Source organism: Gordonia hongkongensis (assembly GCF_023078355.1).
Taxonomy (GTDB): Bacteria; Actinomycetota; Actinomycetes; order Mycobacteriales; family Mycobacteriaceae; genus Gordonia; species Gordonia hongkongensis.
The window spans coordinates 2,016,982-2,041,028 of record NZ_CP095552.1; the positions used below are offsets into that span (position 1 = coordinate 2,016,982).

The 24,047-nt window shown below is 69.6% G+C and carries 16 protein-coding genes and 2 pseudogenes; 11 read left to right on the top strand and 7 right to left on the bottom strand.

Going from position 1 to position 24,047, the window contains the following annotated elements; translation table 11 throughout:
* Window position 1 precedes the first annotated feature (1 nt).
* Window positions 2-622: a MarC family protein gene (locus MVF96_RS09175; protein WP_058252719.1), complete on the top strand. Its 621-nt coding sequence runs from the start codon at window positions 2-4 to the stop codon at window positions 620-622.
* A gap of 58 nt (window positions 623-680) precedes the next feature.
* Window positions 681-1,631 (top strand): type 2 periplasmic-binding domain-containing protein, encoded by a 951-nt coding sequence (locus tag MVF96_RS09180; RefSeq protein ID WP_247451889.1) that lies wholly within the window; start codon window positions 681-683, stop codon window positions 1,629-1,631.
* A 257-nt stretch (window positions 1,632-1,888) separates the two neighbouring features.
* Here the strand turns inward: MVF96_RS09180 and MVF96_RS09185 are convergent, their stop codons facing one another.
* Both MVF96_RS09185 and MVF96_RS09190 read right to left on the bottom strand, forming a co-directional pair.
* Window positions 1,889-2,719, bottom strand: coding sequence for an SDR family NAD(P)-dependent oxidoreductase (locus MVF96_RS09185; protein ID WP_058252721.1), 831 nt, complete (start codon window positions 2,717-2,719; stop codon window positions 1,889-1,891).
* Window positions 2,720-2,745: 26 nt separating this feature from the next.
* A complete protein-coding gene (locus MVF96_RS09190) occupies window positions 2,746-4,308 on the bottom strand; it encodes a flavin-containing monooxygenase (RefSeq protein WP_058252722.1) in 1,563 nt (520 codons plus the stop codon).
* Window positions 4,309-4,499: 191 nt separating this feature from the next.
* Between MVF96_RS09190 and MVF96_RS09195 the strand changes: the two genes are divergently transcribed.
* Complete coding sequence (locus MVF96_RS09195; RefSeq protein WP_240198985.1) at window positions 4,500-5,084, top strand: TetR/AcrR family transcriptional regulator; 585 nt, start codon at window positions 4,500-4,502, stop codon at window positions 5,082-5,084.
* A gap of 130 nt (window positions 5,085-5,214) precedes the next feature.
* On the opposite strand, the gene MVF96_RS09200 is transcribed toward MVF96_RS09195, so the two are convergent.
* From MVF96_RS09200 to MVF96_RS09210, 3 genes are read right to left on the bottom strand one after another with little or no spacing between them, the layout of a single operon-like run.
* Window positions 5,215-6,633: a condensation domain-containing protein gene (locus tag MVF96_RS09200; protein WP_247451890.1), complete on the bottom strand. Its 1,419-nt coding sequence runs from the start codon at window positions 6,631-6,633 to the stop codon at window positions 5,215-5,217.
* 6 nt (window positions 6,634-6,639) lie between these two features.
* On the bottom strand, window positions 6,640-8,136 hold the full coding sequence (locus tag MVF96_RS09205) for a condensation domain-containing protein (protein ID WP_247451891.1): 1,497 nt from the start codon (window positions 8,134-8,136) through the stop codon (window positions 6,640-6,642).
* Between the two features lie 16 nt (window positions 8,137-8,152).
* Window positions 8,153-9,610 (bottom strand): condensation domain-containing protein, encoded by a 1,458-nt coding sequence (locus tag MVF96_RS09210; RefSeq protein ID WP_247451892.1) that lies wholly within the window; start codon window positions 9,608-9,610, stop codon window positions 8,153-8,155.
* A gap of 592 nt (window positions 9,611-10,202) precedes the next feature.
* On the opposite strand from MVF96_RS09210, the gene MVF96_RS09215 reads away from it, so the two are divergent.
* The 3 genes from MVF96_RS09215 to MVF96_RS09225 are packed head-to-tail and all read left to right on the top strand — an operon-like array spanning window position 10,203 to window position 12,949.
* Window positions 10,203-11,204 carry an ATP-binding cassette domain-containing protein gene (locus MVF96_RS09215; RefSeq protein ID WP_247451893.1) on the top strand — a complete coding sequence of 334 codons (1,002 nt, stop codon included), beginning with the start codon at window positions 10,203-10,205 and terminating at the stop codon, window positions 11,202-11,204.
* Window positions 11,201-12,031, top strand: coding sequence for an ABC transporter permease (locus MVF96_RS09220; RefSeq protein WP_065632820.1), 831 nt, complete (start codon window positions 11,201-11,203; stop codon window positions 12,029-12,031). The genes MVF96_RS09215 and MVF96_RS09220 overlap by 4 nt, the downstream gene beginning before the upstream one ends.
* Before the next feature lie 39 nt (window positions 12,032-12,070).
* On the top strand, window positions 12,071-12,949 hold the full coding sequence (locus tag MVF96_RS09225; RefSeq protein ID WP_065632821.1) for a glycosyltransferase family 2 protein: 879 nt from the start codon (window positions 12,071-12,073) through the stop codon (window positions 12,947-12,949).
* 28 nt (window positions 12,950-12,977) lie between these two features.
* On the opposite strand, the gene MVF96_RS09230 is transcribed toward MVF96_RS09225, so the two are convergent.
* Window positions 12,978-14,309 carry a glycosyltransferase gene (locus tag MVF96_RS09230; RefSeq protein WP_247451894.1) on the bottom strand — a complete coding sequence of 444 codons (1,332 nt, stop codon included), beginning with the start codon at window positions 14,307-14,309 and terminating at the stop codon, window positions 12,978-12,980.
* Window positions 14,310-14,473: 164 nt separating this feature from the next.
* Between MVF96_RS09230 and MVF96_RS24550 the strand changes: the two are divergent.
* From MVF96_RS24550 to MVF96_RS09255, 5 genes and pseudogenes are all read left to right on the top strand, one after another.
* A pseudogene (locus MVF96_RS24550) lies at window positions 14,474-14,542 on the top strand (hypothetical protein); the annotation flags it as partial.
* A gap of 926 nt (window positions 14,543-15,468) precedes the next feature.
* A complete protein-coding gene (locus MVF96_RS24555; RefSeq protein WP_418930443.1) occupies window positions 15,469-15,840 on the top strand; it encodes a glycosyltransferase in 372 nt (123 codons plus the stop codon).
* On the top strand, window positions 15,837-17,306 hold the full coding sequence (locus MVF96_RS09245) for a hypothetical protein (RefSeq protein ID WP_247451897.1): 1,470 nt from the start codon (window positions 15,837-15,839) through the stop codon (window positions 17,304-17,306). The genes MVF96_RS24555 and MVF96_RS09245 overlap by 4 nt, the downstream gene beginning before the upstream one ends.
* A 31-nt stretch (window positions 17,307-17,337) precedes the next feature.
* Window positions 17,338-18,720: a hypothetical protein gene (locus MVF96_RS09250; RefSeq protein ID WP_247451898.1), complete on the top strand. Its 1,383-nt coding sequence runs from the start codon at window positions 17,338-17,340 to the stop codon at window positions 18,718-18,720.
* The gene (locus MVF96_RS09255) at window positions 18,717-20,015 is read left to right on the top strand and encodes a glycosyltransferase (RefSeq protein WP_247451899.1); all 1,299 of its coding nucleotides are present in this window, start codon (window positions 18,717-18,719) and stop codon (window positions 20,013-20,015) included. The genes MVF96_RS09250 and MVF96_RS09255 overlap by 4 nt, the downstream gene beginning before the upstream one ends.
* Before the next feature lie 78 nt (window positions 20,016-20,093).
* On the opposite strand, the pseudogene MVF96_RS09260 reads toward MVF96_RS09255, so the two are convergent.
* Window positions 20,094-23,935: pseudogene (locus MVF96_RS09260) on the bottom strand (multifunctional oxoglutarate decarboxylase/oxoglutarate dehydrogenase thiamine pyrophosphate-binding subunit/dihydrolipoyllysine-residue succinyltransferase subunit).
* Window positions 23,936-24,047: the final 112 nt, after the last annotated feature.

Here is a 24,047-nt window from a genome sequence, read left to right on the forward strand (position 1 = left end):
CGTGTCCTTCGACGTCACGGTGTACACGACGACGTTGATCACGCTGCTCGTCATCATGGACCCGCCTGGCCAGATCCCGCTGTTCCTCAGCCTGGTCGGTCAACGCTCGCCGGAGTACCGGCGGCGCGCGGCCTGGCAGGCGCCGCTCGTCAGCCTCCTGGTGATCAGTGTGTTCGCCGTCGCCGGCAAAGCCATCCTGAACTATCTCCACATCGGGATCCCGGCGCTGCAGGGCGCCGGCGGTTTGTTGTTGCTGCTCGTGGCGCTGCAATTGCTCACCGGCCTCGGCAACGCCGGTAAGCCCACGGCCGCCGACGACGTCAACGTCGCGCTCGTCCCGCTCGGCACCCCGCTGCTCGCCGGACCGGGTGCCATCGCCGCGGTCATCGTCGGTGTGAGCGGTGTCGACGCCGGATCGGGTGGTTATCTGGCCATCGCGGCAGCCATCGTCAGCGTTCACCTGGTGGTGATGTTGGTCCTGCGCTATTCGACGGCGCTCATCCGCATCCTGGGCATCGGCGGCATCACGCTACTCGCCAAGATCGCGGGCCTGCTCCTCGCCGCGATCGCCGTGCAGCTCATCGCCGACTCCGTCATGGGATTCATTGCCGAGGGAGCGTGAGCCGACCCGGGGACCCGCCTCGTTCGGACGTGGGACGTGCTGCGGATACGGTGGCGGGGTGACTGAACGTCGTGTCCGCAAACGTCTCATCACGGTGGCCGGTCTGATCGTCGTCCTGGCGGTGGTCATCGCCGGGTGCGCCGACGACTCGTCGTCTCCACCACGCGGGGTGGTGATCGGCTCGTCGGAGGATCCGGCGATGCGCGTGATGGCCGAGGTGTACGCGGGTGCGTTGCGCAATTCCGGATCGGTGGTGTCCGGTGACCAGCTCCGTGGCGACGCGCCGGCGCTGCTGGACGAGATGGACCGCGCTGCGCTCGATCTCTTCCCGGCTTTCACCGGGGAACTGCTGACGTTGTTGTCCCCGTCGTCTACCGCGATCGGCGCCGAGGATGTCTACAACGACCTGAACCGCTCACTCCCGCAGGGGGTTTCGGTCGGCGATGAGACACCGGTATCGGCGGCGCCGCAGATCTTCGTGTCGACGGCCCTCGCCGGGGACGTCGGCGCCACCGGACTCGAGGACTGCGGCCGACTGCCGGCGGGCCTGCCGGTCGTGGCCGTCGCCGAACCCGATGACTCGACGATGCGTGCTTTCGCCGACGCCGGTTGTGCCTTCGGTCCGGTCGAGGTCACCGCGACGGGCGAGGAGGTGCTCCGACGTGCCGCCGACGGCGGCGCGGTCGGACTGCTGACCCCCCTCGAGATCGCCGGCGAGGACGCCGACGGGGCGTCGTCGGAGGTCCAGGCGCTCCGCACATCACCGGGTGGCGGCGACACCGCGGACGGTGCCGCGGCTGCCGAACCCGCGGACGAGTCGGGTCCGCGGGCGGAGGTGCTGGTGCCGGTGTTCCGTTCCGCGGCGCTGAACCGCGATCAGGTGAAGGCCATGAACAAGGTGGCGGGCGAGATCACGACCGCCGATCTCGCCACCATGGCGTCCGAGGTCGACGGCGGTGCGGACCCTCGCGACGTCGCGCTGGCCTGGCTGGGCGAACACGGGCTGTAGGGAAGACACGACAACGCCGTGCTCATTCGGCCCGCTCGCTTCGCTCCCGGCGCCGTGCTCATTCGGCCCGCTCGCTTCGCTCCCGGCGCCGTGCTCATTCGGCCCGCTCGCTTCGCTCCCGGCGCCGTGCTCATTCGGCCCGCTCGCTTCGCTCCCGGCGCCGTGCTCATTCGGCCCGCTCGCTTCGCTCCCGGCGCCGTGACACCGACACGCCCCGACCGCGTGTCGGTGTCACGACCCGTGTGTGACCCCGGCGCCTAGCGCGCCTTCGACAGCGCCCAGCCCGTGAGCTTCGCCGACACCCACTGGTACTTCGAGGCGACGAGGCGCACCGAGAGGTCCAGGATCTTGGCGTCGGTGCCGACCAAGATGCGTGCCTTGTTCTTCCGGACGCCCTCGATGATCACCTCGGCCGCATCCTCACTCGTCATCCGGGCGAGGTAGCGGTCGAAGAACGCGGCCGTGGCCTTCTGGTCGTGATCCCCGGACACGGTGGCGTTCCGGGCGATCGCGGTCTTGATCCCGCCGGGATGCACACACGACACCTCCACCGGGTGCTTGGCGATGATCATCTCCTGCCGCAGCGCCTCGGTGAATCCGCGCACCGCGAACTTGGCGGAGTTGTAGGCGGCCTGGCCCGGTTCGGCCAGCAAGCCGAACAACGACGAGGTGTTCACGATGTGCCCGTCCCCGGACGCGATCACGTGCGGCAGAAACGCCTTGGTGCCGTTGACGACTCCCCAGTAGTCGACGTCCATCACCCGTTCGATGTCCTTGAACTCGGTGCGCTCGATCTCACCGTGGTGGGCGATGCCGGCGTTGTTGAACACGACATTGACCACGCCGAAGTGCTCGGCGACGGTGTCGGCGTAGGTGAGTACCGCTTCGCGCTCGGCGACGTTCAGCAGCTGCGAATGCACCTCGGCGCCGGCCTCTGTCACCAGCTTCTCGGTGACGGCCAGGCCGTCGGGGGTGACGTCGGAGATGGCCAGCCGCGCACCGCGGCGCGCGAGCTTGACGGCGATGTCACGGCCCATTCCCGAACCGGCGCCGGTGATCACGACGACCTTGCCGCGAAAGTCCTTCATGTCTTGTCTCCTGTGGGTGGGTTCGGTCAGGCGTTGGCGGTGGCGGGCGACGCGATGTCGTCGCCGGTGGCGGAAGCGGCCGGCACCGCGGGTGCGGCGGATCGCCGGGCACCGCGGGTCACATCGTAGGCGGCGACGTCGAAGGAACGGGTCGTCTGCCGGAACGCGAAGGTGAAGCCCGGCCACAGCGTGGTGATGTTGCCGTTGGCGTCCTTGTACCAGGAGGCACACCCGCCGTTCACCCACACGCTGTTGCGCAGCTTGTGCTGGATTCCGGCGTTGAACTCCTGCTGGGCGGACAGCTTCACCTCGGTCCGGGTGATCCCCAGCGCGCGAGAGGTTTTCAGGTAATCGACGAGGTAGTTCAGCTGCGACTCGATCATGTACACCATCGAGGTGTGGCCCAGCCCGGTCGACGGGCCCACCATCAGCATCATGTTCGGGAAGCCGTGGACGAACGAGCCCTTGTAGCCCTGCATACCGATCTCGTTCCACACCTGCGCGAGGCTGCGGCCGTCCTTGCCGATGATCTTCTCGAACACGGGGGAGTCGGTGACGTGGAATCCGGTGGCGACGACGATCACGTCCACCTCGCGGACGGTGCCGTCCTTCGACACGATCCCGGTCGGGGTGATGCGGTCGATGCCGTCGGTCACGAGATCGACGTTCGGGCGGGCGAGGGCCGGGTACCAGTCGTTGGACCGCAGGATGCGCTTGCAGCCCACCTGGAAGGTCGGGGTGGCCTTGCGCCGCAGCTCGGCGTCGCGGCCGATGCCGCGCAGGATGTTGGCGCGGCAGAGCAACTCGACCGGCTTGAGGGCCTTGGGGGAGTAGGTCAGACCGAACGCGACGACCTCGTTGGCGGCGTAGATGCCACCGCGGACCGCGGATTGGTACCCGGGGATGTTCTTGTAGGCCCAGTGCTCGACGGAGCTGTAGGCGCGCTCGGTGCGGGGGACGATCCACGGTGCGGTCCGCTGGTACACGTCGAGGCGCCCGGCGACCTTCGCGACCTCGGGAACGAGCTGGATCGCCGACGCGCCGGTCCCGATCACCGCGACGCGCTGCCCGCCGAAGTCGTGGTCGTTGTCCCAGCGCGCGGAGTGCACGATCTTGCCCTCGAAGGACTCGATGCCCTCGATGTCGGGGAGGTTGGGCTCGCAGAGCGGGCCGACACCGCCGACCAGGACTCGTGCCCGCACTTGATCGGTCTTGCCGTCCTGCAGGGTGTCGATGATCCAACGGCCCTCGTCCTCGTTCCATGCGGTCCGCGTCACCTCGGTGCCGAAGCGCGCCTTCGCGCCGATTCCGAACCGGTCGGCGACCCCGTTGATGTAGTCGTGGATCTCGGGCTGGTGAGAGTAGGACCGCGACCAGGTGGGGTTCTTCGCGAACGAGAATGAGTAGAGCTGCGAGGGGACGTCGCAGGCCGCGCCCGGGTAGGTGTTGTCGCGCCAGGTCCCGCCGAAGTCGCTGCCGCGATCGAGGAGGACGAAGTCGTCGAAACCGTTCTGCTTGAGACGGACCGCGGCGCCCAGACCCGAGAAGCCGGCACCGATGATGGCGATCTCTACATCGTTCGTTGTCATGGTGTCACCATAAGATGGTACTGAACACGTGTCAATAGCTATTGAACAACCCTCAATAGAGGGTAGGCTGGCCGCGTGGCCAGTAGACGAGGATGTGCGCGGTGTCGGTGATCAACGGCAAGACGATCAGCGGCGAGACGACCGGCGACGACGGAGGTGACCACCGGCGCGCGCCGCACAAGCGCACGCGCATGAGTCCCGAGGCACGTCGTGACCAGCTCATCGACTACGGGCTCGCGATGGTCAGGGACCGGCCGTTGGAGGAGATCACGATCGACGCGATCGCCGATGCCGCCGGGGTGTCGCGCGCCCTGCTGTTCCACTACTTCGCGTCGAAGCAGGAGTTCCACGTCGCGATCGCACAGGCCCAGGCCGACCGGATGCTCGCCCGCACCGAGCCGGACGAGTCCCTCGGCGACCCGATCGCCATCCTCTCGGCATCGATGGCCGCGTTCGTCGACTACGTGAGCGAGAACCGCACCGCCTACACCGCGCTGATCCGCGGGGCCTCGAGTTCGGACGCCGCGATGCGCGAGGTCTTCGACCGCACCCGGGAGGTGATGGTCGCCCGCGTGCTCGACCACGCACCCGTGTTCGGGGTCGAGGTGACCCCGGTCGTCGTGATGAGCGTGCACGGCTGGATCGCGTTCGTCGAGGAGACGACGATCCGCTGGCTCACCGCCGAGCCGGTCGACGCCGAAGCGCTCACCCGGGACGAACTGCTCGCCCTGATCACCGCCGCGCTTCCCGCCCTCGCGGCGGCGACGATCCAGTAAAGGCCGGGGACCGGGTTCAGATCCGCTGACCGCCGACCGGTCCCGTGCGGCGGGTGCCGGTTGGGACCGAACGACCGCGCAGGAGCAGGCCGAGACCGACCATCCCCTCGCGACCTCTCAAACCTGGTGATCAGAGACCGACCACGTGCGCGGTGTCCGCGCCTCCGTCCAGCTCCTGGATGTCGTTGTCGTCGGCCGCCGCCAGTTCGACGCCCGCCCGCAGGGTACGGATCAGCTCGTCGGTGAATCGGCGGATGGTGCGGTGCGCGGTCAGCGTGTCGGGGTGCCGGGCACGCAACGCGAGTCCGTCGTCGGTGCGCGAGATCCAGAACTGCGCGTCGTCGGCGGTGGTCGCGTTCGAGATGTGGTGGGCGTCGATGGTCCGGTGTCGGTCGGCGCCGGGCAGCAGCCGGTAGTCGACATAGGACACCATGAAGATGTCCGAGCGTGTGCGACGGAGTCCGCCCATCGCCTCGATCACCTGTGGGACGGGAACCTCGCCGAGCGTGACCGCGCGACGGAGTTCGGGCCCGGTACGCCGGATCGTCCCCAGTAGATCGCCGGTGCCCACGACCCGCAGCGGGGCATTGGTGGTGAACCATCCGACTGCGTTGCGCCATCTCTCTTCCCGTCGCGTGTGCATCGGGAACAGAAGGGGCAGTTCGGGTCCGCCGCCGCAGCGGCGCACGGCGTCGGCCATCGCGGCCAGCGTCCCGCCGAACACGCTCGCGCCGCTGCGCCGGCACAACTCGGCGAACTGCTCCGTCTCCCGCCGGCCGAGGAGTGCGCGCACCTCGGTGGCCTGTGGCGCGGTGGCGCCGGGTTCGACCCCGAGATCCAGCGGGAAGGTGGGCAGTGTGCCGTCCCGGTCGTCGAAGAACCGGAGCCACCGGCGCATCCGCGGGTCGGACAGTGCGACCGGGGGCGCTGTTGACTCCGCGGCGCAGAAGTCGACGAAACTCCCGCTCATCGCCAGGGTGGAGGGATCGAAAAGCTCGCCGTGGAAACGGAATCCGTCGTACAACCGGTGCAGGTCGTCGATGACGATGGAGATCGAGTAGGCATCCACATGGCAGTGGTCGAATCCGCAGATGATCGTCGACGCGTCGTCGCGGTCGATCGCCGCGAACAGGAACGCGGGGTAACCGAAGGGATGGCACGCGCGATCGAGGGTGTCGCGAAGCCGGTCGCGTAGGACGGTGTCGGCGGTCGTGTCGACCACGCTGCCGAGGTGCAGGACGAGGTCGTCCGGATCGTAAGCGTGTCGCCGGATTCCCGTGGGACCCGCCGAGAACGACGACCGCAGGGTGCCGTGCCGGGCGATGAGCGCCCGGTAGGCGGACCCGAGCGCCGCACGGTCCACGCGCCCGCGGACGGTGAACGCGGCGGCCAGCCACGTACTCGAGTCACCGGCCGTGGCCAGGTGCACGGTCTGGTTGAACGACGGTGGTACGTCGGACATCTCGGGCCGGGCGGCCGAGACGTCCACGGTCCAGGTCAACAGCTCGCCGGCGGGTGGGTGGTAGCGATCGATGGTGGTGACGTGCACGCCCGCTCACGCTCCTCTGCGTAGCGCCGAGTCGGTGGGCGGGGCAGATCGCCCGGAACCGGCCGCCGGCGCCTGGATCCGCCGGTCGCCGGTGGCGGCGATGTCGGTCATGATGTCGCGTAGCCGCTCGTAGTAGGGGCGGGCCACCGACTCGGCGAACGGCGTGCCCGGGATCTGACTACCCAGGTAGAGCTCGTCGTGATCGCGATTGATCCACGCCGACGCGTTGGCCGTGCGCCCCTCCCCGGTGAACAGCGCACCGCGCCGGAAGGCCTCGCGCGAGGTGCCGGGAAACCAGCGAAAGTCGATGTACGACAACAGGTTCGGTGCGGTGATGATCGCGTCCGGGGTGGCCCCGGCGGCGGCGATGGCGGCCAGTGCGGCGGCGACCGGGACGGCGGCCAGGTCACGAGCGCGGCGACGGGCCGCATGGGCCGCCGGGATCAGCTCGGAGAACGTCGACGCGCCGGCGAGGGAGAACTCGACCGGGGCGAAGTTGCAGAACCATCCCTGCGACGTCGCGTACCCGTCGAGCGCGGCACGCGTGTTGAACACCGTCATGCCGTAGTAGTCGTCCGCGCCGGCCAGTTCGCGGTCGGCGACGGCGATGGCGGCGTAGATGCCGTCGACGAACCGACCCCCCGCCGCCCGGCAGGCGGCGTCGAAGGCGACGATGCCGGCGCGATCGAGCAGTGAGACCTCGACCCCGGCCACCTGCGCTGTCTCTCCCGGACTCAAGCCGAGGTCCAGTGGGAAGCGCGGCATCTGCAGGTCGTGGCGTCGGAAGATGTCCTGCCATTCCCTGGTCTGGGGCGACCCGGCCAGGTGCACGGCAGTCACCTCGGCTTCCGCGGCCGCATAGGCGAAGTAACTCCCGGCGGCCGGCGTCGCGGGGTCCGGCTCGGGGTGGCCGTGCCCGTTCGGCCGGATCAGTTCGGCGTAGATCTGCGCGATCTCGTCGAGGGCGAGGGCCTGTGAGGCGCCGTCGGAGAGCGCGTGATCGCACGCCAGGAAGATGGCGAAGCCGCCCGGGCGGCGGATGGCCCCGAAGGCGAAGCCGGGGAAGGAGTCGCTCGGGGTCTCGCGGTCGAATCGGTCGACGAGATAGGGGTGGATGTCCTCGGTGCTCGCCAGTTCGCGGTCGACGTGTGCCTCGAACTCGATGTCGGACGGGTCGACGACATGGGCGGTGACCTCTCCGTCGCGGCATTCGAACCAGGTGCGCAGCACCTCGTGTCGCCGGACGAAGAGCGTCAGGGCGGTCCCGAGTGCCACGGTGTCGAGGTCGCCGTCGATCTCCGTGCCCGATCCCAGGTATCCGCGATGAGTACGGCCCGCGGCCCGGGCCACCGCAGCACCGCGGACGTGGTTCTGGGCCAGGAAGGTCACCGGTGCGGTGTGGGCGGGAGTGGCCGCCGCGGCCTCGCGGCACGCCTCGGTCGGATCGAATCGCACGGCGGTCCCCGGTTGTGGGCGCCAGTTGCCCATGGCCGTGATTCTCATCGGGTCCTCTCGTCGGTCATGCGGGGCGGGCGCCGTCGATCGCGGTGGCGCCGGCGAAGTTCGCGTGGGTGTAGGAGGACAGGGCCAGTCCGGTGCCGGTGGTGGCGAGCACTCGCAGCACTGTCGCGTAGGTCGTGACGAGGTCGCGCATGCTCGCGTCGGCGGGGTCATGGCCGGGATGCCGGGCGGACAGGGTGATCCCGCCGGGTACACGCGCGATCCAGAGGTAGACCTCGCGGTCCGACCGTGAGCCGCCCCGCAGGATCTGCGCGCGGGCCGCCTCCCATTCGGCCGCCCCGGGGACGTGGCGGATGTCGAGATACGACACCACGAACTCGGGTTCGCCGCCGCTACCGAGCAGTTCGACGATGCGCTGATAGGGGAAGGACGGCAGATGGCGCACGGCGTCGATGGCGGCCGCGGTCGCGTCGAGCGCGTCGTCGAACGTGTGGGCGGCGGTGAGGTCGACCTCGAGCGGCGCCAGACCGACATACCAGCCGACCGACCCGGCATACCGTGCCTCGGATCGGGTGTGCATCGGCATCGTGAGCCGCAGCGTGGCCCGGCCGGTGAGTGCGCGGAGGGTGACCGCGAGGGCGGCGAACACCGCGGTCTGGGTACCGTGTCCGCGCGCACGCGCCGTCGAGGTCATGAAGGTCGCCTGGTTGTCGGTGGCGACATACTCGGAGATGCCGCGCTGGCGCGGGGTGCGCGCACGGTCCCGGGTCTGCAGGTGCGGACGGACCAGCGGGAGGTCGAAGCCCGGGGTCTCGGCGGAGCTGTCCAGAAAGGTGCGCCATTGTGCGACGACGGGGTGATCGACGGTGAGTCCGAGTCCCACCGCCCGATCGTGGACGCTGAAGTCGAGGTGGCTGCCGACCTCCGCCATCTCGGTGGACGAGCCGCGCCGTGGGGAGAGGTAGAGCCGGCGGATCTCGCTCATGCTCAACAGGATCGAGTACGCATCCATCACCACGTGGTCGGCGGCGAAGGCGACGGTGAAGCCGCGCTCGGATTCGATCGTGGCCACGATGCAGTGTGGCCACCGCGTCGGCGCGAGCCTGGTGTCGAAGACCGCGGTGAGCAGCTCGCGGACGTCGTCCCCGGAGTCGAATCCGCCGACCGCCTCGGCGTCGACGCCGAGATGCGCTCCGCCGTAGGTGCGGCGGCCGTGGTGCGGGTCGTCGGCTGTCGGGTCCGAGGTCGAGCGGAGGGCTTCGTGCCTGGTGATCCACCCGCGCAGGCAGGCATCGAAGTGCTCGTCGTCGAGATCGTCGTCGATCTCGAAAACCGCCCCGAGCCAGGAGGTCTCGTCGGAGTCGTAGGCGGTCGATCGTCGTATCGAGGCGGTCTGGTCGTAGGTGAACGGTCGCGGATCGGTGTGCCAGCCCGCGGAATCCGCGCGTGTGGTCGGTGTCCAGATCGTCACCGTCCCGGGCGGGACGGGATAGTCGGACAGTTCGGTGAACTTCATTCGCGGTCGTCCATGCGTCGGTCATCCGTTCTCGGGCCGCGACGCCATGCCACGCCTTCGCCGGCATGGCCCCCCGGCCCATGAGTTCTGATCTGAGACATCAGGAATCGTCCGTACCCCGATGCACGCGCACGACCTTGTCCGACGACGTTCCGGAGGTCTCTCCGGTCGAACGGACCGCATCACGGCCGCCTGTGTCTGAACCGAGCCTAAGCGGTCACATCGGACATGTGCAGCGGCAGGAGTCCGTGAGCTTCATCACGGGGACGGTGTCCAGGTGTGCACGGACGCACCGTCGGTGTCGGAATCACGCTGCGAGACAGCGGTTTTTGATCCGAATTGGGTGTTCGGCCTTGCGGTCAAGGGTGTTTCGTTGCGTTCATGTAAAGAACTCATGACGAGCGGTTGCCGCACAGGGGTGGCATCGGAGGGAATGCGCGGTCAGGCCGGGTTGCGCCGAAATGCATTGCCAGGCAGCACGGTATGCCGGGACAGGTCACATTGCGGCACTCGGGGAGCTCACCTACCGTGGGGCCGAGCAGGGCGCCGGGAGCGGGCCCGTTCGAAGTCGACCACACGCATCGGGGGTGCCATGTCCACGACCGTCCCGGCCATCGAGGCCCACGGTCTGACCAAGCAGTACGGCGGGACGCGTGCGGTCGACGCCGTCGACCTCCACGTACCCGCGGGCGGGGTGTTCGCCCTGCTCGGAACCAACGGTGCGGGCAAGACCACCACCGTGCGCATGCTCGCGACCTTGCTGCGCCCGGATGCCGGGGGCGCCCGGATCTTCGGGCACGACGTCGTCGCGGAGGCGACGGCGGTTCGATCGCTGATCGGGGTCACGGGGCAATATGCCTCGGTCGACGAGGATCTCACCGCTCGCGAGAACCTGATGATCTTCGGTCGCCTGATCGGGTCGTCGCGCCGCCGCGCCCGGATCCGTGCCGACGAACTGCTCGAGGAATTCGGGCTGGGGGCGGTCGCCACCCGCCGGGTGGGGCACTTCTCCGGCGGGATGCGCCGGCGCCTCGATCTCGCGGCTTCGCTGATCACCCGGCCTCGCTTGCTGTTCCTCGACGAGCCGACCACCGGACTCGACCCGCGGACGCGGGCGCAGATGTGGCAGACGGTTCGTGAGATGGTGTCGCGCGGTTCGACCGTATTGCTGACCACCCAATATCTCGACGAGGCCGATGAACTCGCCGATCACATCGCGGTCATGGATCGCGGCCGAGTGGTCGCCGACGGGACCGCCGACGAATTGAAAGCCGGAGTCGGCGACATGAGTGTGAAACTCGAATTGGCCGATGCGGACGATCTGATCGCCGCGGCAGAGGTGTGCGCGCCGTTCACCGCGAACGGCGAGGCAACGATCGCGCGCGGCGAGGGCATCCTCGTACTGCCCATGTCCGACATCGACCCCCTCGCCGACATCCTCGGTGCGCTCCGCGCGCGCGGGCTCGGGCTGACCTCGGTCAACGTCGTGCGCCCGACCCTCGACGAGGTGTTCTTCGCGCTGACCGACGGGGGCGACCCCACGCGATCGGCACCGATGGCGGCACAGGCGGATTCGGCGGGAGCCCGCGCATGACCACCGGTTCCCTGCAGCCGAGCGCACTCGCCGCCGGCGACGCCCCGGCCGAATCCCACGACCGGGTTCGGCCGACCGCCGCGGTGATGCAGTCACTCACCATGACCCATCGTGGCCTGCTGAAGATCAAACACAACCCGCAGCAGCTGTTCGACGTCATCGTGCTTCCCATCGTGTTCACGGTCATGTTCTCCTCGATCTTCGGCGGCGCGATCGCCGGGAACGTGGTGGGCTACCTGCCGCTGCTCATTCCCGGCGTACTGGTCCAGGTGTGTGTCGCGGCGTCGGTGGTCACCGGCGTCCAGCTGCGCGAGGACCTCGATCGCGGGGTGTTCGACCGGTTCAAGTCGCTGCCGATCGCGCGCATCGCGCCGCTGGCCGGCGCACTGGTGGCCAACACGTTGCGGTATGTGGTGGCCTCGGCCATCACGGTCTGCGTCGGGGTGATCATGGGGTACCGGCCGGCGAGCCCCGTGGGGGTCGCGGTCGCCTGCGTCCTGATCGTGGTGGTGGCATTCTCGCTGAGCTGGATCTTCGCGCTGCTCGGCGTCCTGCTCGACAAGGCGTCGACCGTCCAGGGCGTCTCGATGCTCGTGCTGATGCCGATCACCTTCGTGTCGAACGCCCTCGTCCCGATCGACACCATGCCCGGGTGGATGCAGGCCTGTGCGTCGGCGAATCCGGTCTCCCATCTCGTCACGGCGGCGCGCGGACTGGCCGCGGGCGAGGACGTGGGAACCGACATCGCCTACACGCTCGTGGGCGCGGCGGCGGTCCTCGCCGTCGTGGTGCCGGTGACCCTGCGGACCTACATGCGGCGGACCTGAGTGTCCGCACCGAACCGATCAGCGCAAGGAGTAGCCATCATGGGCACGCCGCTCACCTTCTCGGTGGTCGTCCCGGTCTTCGACGAGGAGGACACGATCGGCGACTGCCTGACCCGCCTGGCCGCACAGTTCGACCAGATCACCGAGATCGTGGTGGTGGACAACAACTCGACCGACGGCGGCCGGGCGGTGATCGATGCCTGGTGTTCGGCTGATCCCCGTGTCCGGGTGATCGACGAAGTACGACAGGGGTTGGTCTACGCGCGCAACACCGGACTCGACGCCGCGACCGGTGATCTCATCGCCCGCATCGACGCCGACACCCGGGTGCCGCCGGACTGGGCGCGGACGATCGTGGAGTTCTTCACCGCGGATGTCCGCGGTGACTGGGCGGCCCTGTGCGGGCGAGGGGAGGCCTACGACGTGCCGCTCGCCGGCAGGTTGGACCGGTGGAAGACCCGGCTGCACCCGCTGAACAGGTTGCGGGGCGAGCAGTCCGTGTCCGAGGTGCCTGTCCTGTACGGCTCGAACATGGTGCTGCGCCGTGCGACCTGGGTGCGGATCCGGGACCGTGTCAGCATGCGCCGCAACATCTTCGAAGACGTCGATATGGGACTGTGTGTCGGTGACGCCGGGGGTCGGAACGCGTTTCTCCGCTCGCTGACCGTCGGGGTGTCACCGCGCCGGATGGAGACCGGCATGGTGCCGTTCGTCCGCTACATGAGTTTCCTGCCGCGCACGTTCCTGCTGCACCGTCGCTTCGGGTTGGCAGCGGGTTCGGCGGCGGTGTACGTGCCCGCAATCACGGTCGCGCATGCGCTACGACTCGTCGTGTTGCGGTCCTACGACTCCCGGACCGGGCGTGTCGACCCGCGAAACCTGTTGCGGGGCGGTGGTTCCGATCGAGTCCTCCCATAGGGTCGGGCGGTCGGTCGGCGTTCCGGGATCAGCCGGCGCCGCGCACCGTCGTGACAAGCATCGTGTCCTCGACGATGTCGGCCGCCGCGTGTACGGCCTCGTCGGGGGCGATGAGCCGACTGCGGAGCTCGGCGGACCGTCCCCGGACCTCGGTGTCCAGGATCGTGTCGAGGGCGCCGATCAGCGACTCCGCTGTCACCCGCGCCATCGGCAGCGTGGCCCCGACAGCGGCCTTGCTCACCGCCCGGCCCCAGATCGGCTGATCGGCGCCGACCCACGTGATCAGCGTCGGCAGGCCGGCACGCAACCCGGCGGCCACCGAACCCGCGCCGCCGTGGTGGACCGCGGCCCGACACCGCGGCAGCACGGTGTCGTGATCGACGTGTCCGACGACGCGGATCGCATCCGTGAGTCCCGATGCTTCGGATTCGGATGTGGCAGAGCCGGATTCGGTCGACATGAAACCGCTCCAGCCGCCCGACACCAGCAGGCGGATCCCGAGTCGCCGCGCTGCGGTCCGGAATGCATCGGCCAGACCGTCGGGGTCGGCGGGCAGCATGCTGCCGAAGCCGACGTACACCGGGGCGTCGCCGGCGTCGAGCCAGTCGGCCAGCGTCCCCGCTCCCGAGGCCCCGTCGAGTCCGGCGTCGCCCACCCCGGCGCGTTGCGCGGCCGCAAGGGTGAAGAACCCGACCAGCGGCCGGCGCCGGCCCCACTGGGCCGCGAGTCCGTCGAAGAGGGCCGGATCGTAGGCCTGGATCTCGGGAACGCCGGTACGGCCGATGAGTTCGGAGTACGGGTGGTTCAGCGGCGACAGTCCGAGATCGGCCCGCAGCGTGGTCTCCGCCGAGCGGGTGGCGAGCCACAGGGCGCGTTCGGCGACGCGCCAGCTCAGGTCGTTGACGAACGCCGGGGCGTCGATACCCAGGTGCGCGAGCAACGACACCGAGCTGTTGCGCCGGATGGGGCAGTAGTGCAACGGGATGTGGGGGATGCCGAGGACCGCCGAGACATTGTGGGCGCGTTCCTGACCGGCGCTGCTCGCGATGATCGCATCCGCGCCGTCGGCGAGTTCGAGCAACCGCTGCTGCATCGCCCGGCCATCCCGCACCGACATCGCCGACACCGCACGCAACCGGGTCCGGGGGTTCTTCGACCGCATGTCCTCCCGGACCATCTCGGAGTCGAGCAGGGCACGGGTGCTCGACCCGTACGACTCGGTGGGAACCCCTGCGCCGCTGCCGAAGTCGACCAGGTCGGGTGGCAGCGCGAGAGTCGCCGTATGGCCCCGGCCCACGAGTTCGGCGGCCAGGGCGACGGCCGGCTGGGCATCGCCGCGGCTGCCGTTGACTGCGATCACGAACCTCAACGTCGAACCCCTCACGTCTGGGTGCGGTCGGATGGGCGACCCGTGCCCGGCGGTGGCGGATCGGGACCGATTCTAAACACGGTCGGCCACCGCGGCCCGCGTCCGGAGACCGGGATCACCACCCGGCCGGGGGCCGGGATCACCGGGCGGTCGGCATGAGGATCTCGTTCGTGATCAACGGAACCCGCGGGGACGTCCAGCCGGCGACGGTGCTGGCCCGCGCGCTCGCCCGGCGCGGACACGACGTCCGTCTCGGGTTGCCGCCCAACATGATCGGGGCGGCTCTGGACTGGGCAGACGGCATCGCCGGGCTCGAGGTCGTGCGTCTCGGGTTGGACACCCGGGCCCACCTCGAGTCGGTGGCGCGAGCCCGGAAGCAGGCCGGCCGTCATCCGCTGCGGCGGCTGCGCGTGCTGCTGTCGCTTCGGAACGCCGGGTGGGACCAGCTCGTCTCCGACATGGCCGAGGTCGTCGACGGTGCCGATGTCATCGTCACGGGATTGATCACCGAACAGCCCGCTCTCGCCTTCGCCGAGTCCGCCGGCGTCCCCCTGATCTCCCTTCATCACGCGCCGGTGCGGCGTAACAGTCGGGTCGCACCGGTGCCCGGTCACCTCCCGGGCGGACCGCGTGCCGTCCGGACGCAATGGGCCGCCTACGACGCCGCGTTCGCCGTCCTCACCCGACGGCGTGAGCGCCGGCTGCGCATGCACCTCGGGTCGCCCGGGTCGTCGGCGTCCTACGCCGCCCGACTGCGGGCAGCGCCCGGCCTCGAGTTGCAGGCCTACGACCCGATGTTCGGCGTGGAGCACGAACGCAGGTGGACCGCCGACTCCGAGGTTCGTCGTCGTCCGACGGTCGGTTTTCTCGGATCGCCGGCAGACCATCCCGTCACCGGCTCCGATGCGCTCGCGTCCTGGCTCGACGCCGGGGACGCCCCGATCTATGTCGGATTCGGGAGCATGCCGCTGCGGGGGAGGCTGCCACCTTGCGCGTCGTCACCGAACTCGGTCGGCGGCTCGGTCGACGCGTCCTGGTGTGCGCCGGCTGGACCGAGCTGGACGCGGAGGTTCGGGCCGAGATCGCATCCAGGGCGGTGCGGATCGAGTCCCAGGTCGATCACCGCACGGTCTTCGGCCGATGCGCGGTGGTGGTCCACCACGGCGGCGCCGGAACCACGGCGGCCGTTCTGCGCGCGGGCCGGCCGTCGGTCGTCTGCTGGTACGGCGCGGATCAGCCGTTCTGGGGCGCCGAACTCGAACGCCTGGGGGTCGGCGTGGCGATGCCGATGGCCCGCGCGGGACAGGACCTGGACGTGGACCGGTTGACCGACGCCGTCGCGTCGATGCTCGATCCCGCAGCCGCCGAGCGGTCCGGACGGCTCCGCGACGCCCTGGTGGCCGAGGATGTGGCGCTCGGGGACGCCGTGCGCGAGATCGAGCGTTCGGTGACAAGCTCGAGCACGGGGCCACGGCTCCTACAGGGACCACACAGTCAAAGCACAACGAAGGTGGACGTATGACGACGACGAAGTCGCCCATGGCCGAACAACCCGACGCCGGGCGGGCGCCGGGTCTGCGTGGCCTCGCAGCCCGGCTCCGCGATGAGCGGGCGGCGATCCGAGGCGAGCGTCTGACCTCCGAGGACGCCCCGTTCTGGTTCGTCACGCCGGCACTCGGCTGGTCGGTGGTGCTCCAGCTCGTGTGGGTGTTCGACGAGGAGGTCTCGATCGAGACGCTGACCGCGATGAACGCCGCCTTCGCGCGGGGCCGCCTCAACCGCATGCTCGTCGTACCGGATGTCGTCGGAGCCCGCCCGCGGTGGGTTGCCGCGCCCGACGCACCCGGGCTGGCCGCCGACAGCCGACCGGTGCCGGAGACGGAGATCGACGACTGGGCGACCGCCGAGATGTCCTCGGTTCCCCTCGACGCCGAGGGTGGACGGTGCTGGCGCCTGCGGTCGGCGCCCACCGCGTCGGGTGGAACGGTGGTGTCCCTCTGCGCCCTGCACGTCGTCACCGACGGTCGCGGCATGCTCGCGGCGGCCGCAGAGGCCGCCTCGGCGTCGGAGGTGCCTCTGGCTCGCGACGCGGACCGGGCGTCCGGGGCCGATCCGGCGGCGACGACGCGTCCGCCGGTCTCGTGGCGGCGGCAGCGGATCGGCGACCTCGCCGACGCCGGGTCGCAGGCCGGCGCGGTCCTCGCCGGGCTCGTGCGGGCGGCACTCGAGCAGCGCAAGGCCGGTGGCCCCGAACCCGACCCGCGTCCGGTCCGCGCGCCGATCGCCGAACGGTCGCCGGCCGCCGACTTCACCTGGGCGACCGCGACGGTCCCCGCGACGGACTTCGACCGGGTCGCCGCCGACCACGACGGCACCGCGAACACGCTGTTCATCGCGGTGGTCAGCGGCCTGCTGCGTTCCAGTGGCCATGCGCCGCTGCCGAATCCGATCAAGGTCGGGGTCCCCGTCGACCGTCGTGAGAGCGAGGCGGACACCCGGTCCAACCCGATCGCCGGTGTGTCGGTGTACCTCACCGACGAGCCGGTCGCCGGTGGCGATCTCGGCGGCATCCGGGCGGCGTGCAAGGCGGCTTTCGTCCGACTGTCGGAGGGTCGCCGGGCACCGCACATCCACCTGCGGCCGTTGGCCTGGTTCCTGCCGCCCGCGGTCATCGTGAAACTGGTCAGCGCGGGCAACGGGATCCCCGACGCGGTGATCTCCAACCTCGGCGACATCCCCCCGGAGGCGACGGTGCTCGGCGGGCGGTCGGCGCGGAAGGTCGCATTCCGCGGCATGGCTCAGGGCGTCGACGCCTCGGTCGGCCAACGCTTCGGTGACGGCGTCCAGTCGTGGCTGGTCCGCACCCGTGATCAGGTGACCTTCACCGTGCTCGGTTGCGACGAGACGAGTTTTCCCTCCGATGCCGTGGTCGCGGACCTGCTCGACCGGGAACTGACGGCCTGGGGTCTGCCCCATGAGATCTGGTGATCATGACACCTCGTGAAGCTGAGGAGCACACGTGACGGCAACGGCAACCGACACCCGTCCCGCCGAGGTACTCCGCGTGACCGGCCCCGACGAGTCGTACCTGCTCGTCGCGGAACTGTTCGGGATGGGTGCGCCCATCCAGATCACCTGGGTCTTCGACGACGACCCGGGGGACGCGGCGATCGAGTCGTTGTGCGCCGGACTCGCGGCCGGGCCGCTGCATCGTGCGGTGTCGCGCCGTCGGGTCCCGTTCGCCCGGCACCGCTGGGTGCGATCGCCGCTGCCGGTCCACCCCGGGCCGGTGACGGTCGTCGAGGCCGACGGAGTCGGGGAGTGGGCCGACTCCGTCCTCCGCGCGAGCCGTCTCGATCCCGTGCGGGGAACGGGTTGGCAGCTCGACTCGGCCCGGATCCGCGGCGGCGGGCGGGCGGTGTCCCTGCTCGCCTCCCACATGATCACCGACGGTCACGGCCTCTACCGGCTGGTGGCCGACGCCGCGGCGGGCCGCACCGCCGGTCTGCCCGCTCCCGTCAGCGGACACTCCTGGGAGGCGGTCCGCGCCGACGCCGCCGACGCCGCCGAGTCGGTGCGCGCAGCCGCCCGATCAGCGCGAATCCTGATCCGCGAGGCCCGGGCGGCGCGAGGCACCGACACCGGATCCGCCGACACCCGATCCGCGCCGGGATCGTCGCGTACCACGCGTCCGGCGAGACCTCGGTCCGCGCCCGAGCCGGACACGACGCTGGCGACGGTCGACGTCTCGGCAACCGAATGGGCCGCGCGCGCCACCGAGCACGGCGGTACCGGCAACTCCCTGTTCACCGCTTTGCTCGCCGGTGTCGTGCACCGTTCGGGTCGCCCGCTCGACGGTCCGATGAAGGTGTGCATCGCGGTCAGCAAGCGGGACGGCGACCACGACAACCGCGCCAATGCGTCGGGCGGGGTGTGGATCCGCCTTGCCGACCCCGTCGAACCGGACACCGACCTCACCGCCATCCGGTCATCGAGCAAACGGGCCTTCGTCGACTACGCCGAGTCCGGGGCCGATCAGGCCGCCGACAACCTGCAGCCGATCGTGCGCATTCTGCCGAGACGACTCATCGGTCGGTTGATGCGCGGAATCCCCGGACCCGACACCACCGTGTCGAATCTCGGGGCCACGCCCGACTCGGCGATGCGGATCGGCGGTCACACCGCGTCCCGGTTCGCCATCCGCGCGGTGATGCAGGGGATGCCCGCCCAGGAGCGGCGCGAACGCGGCCCGGCGGTCGCCGCCTGGGCGGTCACCTACGGCGACACCGTCACGCTCACCTTCTTCGGCATCGACCCCGACGATTTCGGCGATCCCGTCCGGCTGCGCACACTGATCGCCGACGAGTTGACCGCCTGGCGGATCGGACATCGATTCTGGTGACGTCGGCACACATCGCGATCGTTCTGTACGGCAGCCGGGGCGACATCCAGCCCGGTATCTGCCTCGCCCTCGAACTCCAGGTGCGCGGCCACCGCGTGAGCGCCCTCGTCCCGCCGAACCTGGCCGGCCTCGCGCGGGCCACCGGCGTCCGCGACGTCCACGAGATCGGTCTGGACTCCGACACCGCGTGGTCGTCGGAGGACGCGCGGTCGGCGCGCAACAGTCGTAACCCATTGGCGCGGATGGCGTTTGCGCTGCGGACGGTCCGCGGCGGATTCGACGCCCTGGACGCCGCCCTCGAGCGACTCTTCATCGCGGGTACGGCGCCGCTGCGCGACACCGACCTCCTCGTCGTCGCGCCGCTGTGCCAGGACCGCGGGCTGGCGGTCGCCGAACATCTGGGCATCCCGCTGACCGTGCTGAGATACGGCCCGATGTCGGAGAATGGACTCCTCGGCGCCGTACCGGGACTCACCGACAGCTGGTCGCCGGACTCGAAGCGGCGCTCCTGGCGCCTCGCCGACCGGTTGACCTGGGCCGCGACGGGGTGGAACGAGAATCGGTTCCGGCGCCGGCTCGGGCTCGACCGGGCTCGGCGACCGCTGCCGGTGCGGCTGAACGCCTCCGGGATCCCCCAGATCCAGGCCTACGACGCGGAGCTGGTCCCGGGCCTCGCGGCGGAGTGGGACGACCGCAAACCGATCGTCGGGTTCTTCGACCTCCCGGCCGCGAGCCGGGCGGGCATATCCGAGATGAGCGCCACCGCAACCGATCTCGCCACCTGGCTGGACGCGGGCGAACCCCCGCTGTTCGTCACGTTCGGCAGCATGCCGATCCTCGACCCGCAGGCTCTGATCGCCCGCTGGCGGGCAGCCGCGCGCGCCCAGGGGGTTCGTTGCCTCATCGCCATGGGAGATCCGACCGGAGTCGATCCCGACGACCCGGACGTGTTCCACGTCGCGGGTGTCGACCACGCGTCGGTCCTGCCGCGATGCGCGGCCGCGGTCCATCACGGCGGCGCCGGCACCACCGCGGCGAGTCTGCGGGCCGGCCTCCCCACCCTGGTCTGCGCGGTCACCGCCGATCAGCCGTTCTGGGGTGAACGGGTCCGTGCCCTGGGCGTCGGGGCGGCCGTCCGGCTGTCGAGTTTCACCGACGACGACGCGCGCGCGGGTCTCGCGGTCCTGTTCGACGACGGAACCCGTTCGGCCGCTGCTGCTCTCGCCCGCCGGATGACGCCCGCCGACAAGGCCGTCGCGGCGGCCGCCGACATCTGCGAAGCCCGGCTGACCTAGAACCGGCACCCACGACCGCTCAGACGACTGCGGCCACCGACCCTCTCGGGTCGGTGGCCGCAGTCGTCGTCTGGCAGGTTACTCGCCGAAGGCCTCGTCGAGGATCTCCTGCTGCTCCACCGCGTGGACCTTACTCGATCCCGACGACGGCGCGGACATCGCGCGGCGCGAGACCCGGCGCAGTCCGCCGAGCACATCCGGCAGCACCTCGGGCAGCCAGAGGCCGAGGAACGGCCACGGACCCTGATTCGCGGGCTCTTCCTGGACCCACCGGAACTCACTCGCGTTGCCGTACTGCTCGAGCGTCTTGCGCAGGCGGCGGTGCGGCACCGGGTAGAGCTGCTCGATGCGCACGACCGCGATGTCGTCGCGCCTCTCCTTGTCGCGTCGCGCGGCGAGTTCGTAGTAGAGCTTGCCGCTCACCAACAGGACGCGCTTCACCTTGCTGCGGTCCGCGCCGTCCTTGAGGAAGTGCGGGTCGTCGATCACCGAACGGAACTTGTCCTCGGTGAAGTCCTCGACCGGGCTCACCGCGGCCTTGTTGCGCAGCATCGACTTCGGGGTGAAGACGATGAGCGGACGGCTGATGCCGTCGAGCACGTGGCGGCGCAGCAGGTGGAAGTAGCTCGCCGGCGTCGACGGCAGGGCCACCGTCATCGAACCCTCGGCGCACAGCTGCAGGAACCGTTCGATGCGGCCCGAGGTGTGGTCGGGTCCCTGTCCCTCGTGGCCGTGCGGCAGCAGCAGCACGACGTCGGAGAGCTGGCCCCACTTGGCCTCACCCGACGAGATGAACTCGTCGATGATGGACTGCGCGCCGTTGACGAAGTCGCCGAACTGCGCTTCCCACACCACGAGGGCGTCCGGGTTGCCGACCGAGTAGCCGTACTCGAACCCGACGACCGCGAACTCCGAGAGCGGGGAGTCGTAGACCATGAACCGGCCGCCGTTGCTCTCCTCGTCTGCGGGCTGCAGGTGGTTGAGGGGGTGTACTCCGAGCCGGTGCTGCGGTCGATGAGCACCGAGTGGCGCTGGGTGAAGGTGCCACGGCGCGAATCCTGGCCGGACAGACGCACGGTGCGCCCCTCCATGACCAGCGACCCGAACGCCAGCAGCTCGGCGAACGCCCAGTCGATGTTGCCCTTGCGGGCGGCCTCGGCGCGACGCTCCAGGACCGGCTTCACACGCGGGTGCGGGGTGAATCCGTCGGGCACGTTGACGAACGCGTCGCCGATGAGCTCGAGCGTCTTGCTGTCGACCGCGGTCACCAGCTTCGTCGGCAGCGTCTGGTCGGCCTCGACCGAGGGCGACGGCTCGACACTGAACTTCTCGAGTTCCTTGACCTCGTTGAAGACGCGCTCGAGCTGTCCCTGGTAGTCGCGCAGAGCGTCCTCGGCCTCCTTGGTCGAGATGTCACCGCGGCCGATGAGGGCTTCGGTGTAGCTCTTGCGGACGCCGCGCTTGGTGTCGATCACCTCGTACATCGCCGGCTGCGTCATCGACGGGTCATCGCCCTCGTTGTGTCCGCGGCGGCGGAAGCACACGAGGTCGATGACGACGTCCTTGTGGAACGCCTGGCGGTAGTCGACGGCGAGCTTCGCGGCCCAGACGCAGGCCTCGGGGTCGTCGCTGTTGACGTGGAAGATCGGTGCGCCGATCATCTTCGCCACGTCGGTGCAGTACTCGGTCGAGCGCGAGTGTTCCGGTGCGGTGGTGAAGCCGACCTGGTTGTTCACCACGATGTGTACGGTGCCGCCGGTGCGGTAACCGGGCAGCATCGCCATGTTGAGCGTCTCGGCGACCACACCCTGACCGGCGAACGCCGCGTCGCCGTGCAGCATGAGCGGGAGGATCGGGAAGCGATCGTCCTCGTCCATGAGGTCCTGCTTGGCGCGGACCAGACCCTCCAGCACCGGGTCGACTGCCTCGAGGTGGCTGGGGTTGGCGGTCAGCGACACGTTGATCTCGTTGTCGCCGAACATCTGGTAGTACTTGCCCTCGGCGCCGAGGTGGTACTTCACGTCGCCCGATCCGTGCGCCTGCGACGGGTTCAGGTTGCCCTCGAACTCGGTGAAGATCTTCGAGTACGGCTTGCCGACGATGTTGGCGAGCACGTTCAGACGGCCGCGGTGCGGCATGCCGATGACCACCTCGGAGAGGCTGTGCTCGGCGCTCTGGTCGATCACCGCGTCCATCATCGGGATGACCGACTCGGCGCCCTCGAGCGAGAAGCGCTTCTGCCCGACGTACTTGGTCTGCAGGAACGTCTCGAACGCCTCGGCGGCGTTGAGCTTGCTCAGGATGTACTTCTGCTCACCGACCGGCGGCTTGACGTGCTTGATCTCGACGCGCTCCTGCAGCCACTTCTGCTGCTCGGGCTCGAGTATGTGGGTGTACTCGACACCGACGTGCCGGCAGTACGCGTCGCGCAGGATCGACAGAACGTCCCGCAGCTTCATCTTCTCCTGGCCGTGGAACCCGCCGACCTTGAAGCTGCGGTCGAGATCCCACAGCGTCAGCCCGTAGTTCTGGATGTCCAGATCCGGATGGCTGCTGCGCGCATCGCTGTCCATCATGAGGGGATCGATGTCGGCCATCAGGTGGCCGCGGCTGCGGTAGGCCGCGATCAGCTCGAGGACGCGGGTGCTCTTGTCGACGAGGCCGGCGGGCAGGTCGCGACGCCAGCGGATCGGCTCGTAGGGCACGTGGAACGCGGTGAAGATCTCGTCGTAGAAGGCGTCGTCGATCAGCAGCTCGTGGATGGTGCGGAGGAAATCGCCCGACTCCGCGCCCTGGATGATCCGGTGATCGTAGGTCGACGTCAGGGTCATCAGCTTGCCGACGCCGAGTTCGGCGATCTGCTCGTCGCTCGCGCCCTGGAACTCCGCCGGGTACTCCATCGCGCCGGCGCCGATGATGGCGCCCTGGCCCTTCATCAGGCGCGGCACCGAGTGCACGGTGCCGATCGTGCCCGGGTTGGTGAGCGAGATGGTGACGCCGGAGAAGTCGGCCGCGCCGAGCTTGCCGTCGCGGGCGCGACGGACGATGTCCTGGTACGCCGTGTAGAACTCGGCGAAGCCCATCGTCTCGCATTCCTTGATCGCGGCGACGACCAAGGTGCGGTTGCCATCCTTGCCGACCAGGTCGATGGCCAGGCCGAGGTTGGTGTGCGCGGGTGTGACGACGTTCGGCTTGCCGTCGATCTCGGCGAAGTGCCGGTTCATGTTCGGGAACGCCTTGATGGCCTGCACGATCGCGTAACCCAGGATGTGGGTGAAGCTGATCTTGCCGCCTCGGGTCCGCGCGAGGTGGTTGTTGACGACGATCCGGTTGTCGATCATCGCCTTGGCGGGCACCGCACGGACGCTGGTGGCCGTCGGGATCTCCAACGACAGCGCCATGTTCTTCGCGATGGCCGCGGCGGGACCGCGCAGGACCTTGTTGCCGTCGGCGCTCTCGGACTTCTGTGCGTCCGACTTCGCGGACCCGGACTTCTGGGCCTCGGGCGCGGCGGTCTTGCCCGCCTCGGGCTTGGGCTGCGAGCGGGCCGACCCGTCGCGGCTGGCGACGCTGTGCCCCGACGCCGCCTTCGTGGCGGTCGACTCCTTGGCGGGGGTGGGTTTGCGCGGTGCCGTGCGCGCCGGGGTCTGATCCAGGGTGACCTGCTTGCGCGGCGTGGTCTCGGTGGCCGGCGCGGAGGTGTTGCGTGCCGACCCGTTGGTCGACGCACTCGTGGTCGAGGAGGAGGACGAGGTGGCCGCTGTGGTGGCCGAAGTCTTTGCGGCAGTGGGCTTTGCGGAATTCGAGGGCGGAGCGGCGGCCGGGGCGGAGCCACCGTTGTCGCCGGGTTCGTAGTTCTTCAGTAGTTCGTGCCAACTCGGGTCGACCGAGTTCGGGTCTTCTTGGTATTGCTGGTACATTTCCTCGACCAGCCACGTGTTCTGTCCGAAGTCTGAAATCGAACTGCTGCTCACAGCGGTATCTCGCCTCAATTCCCTGAAGGTGCCGGGTTCTCTGCCACGCGTCGTCTCT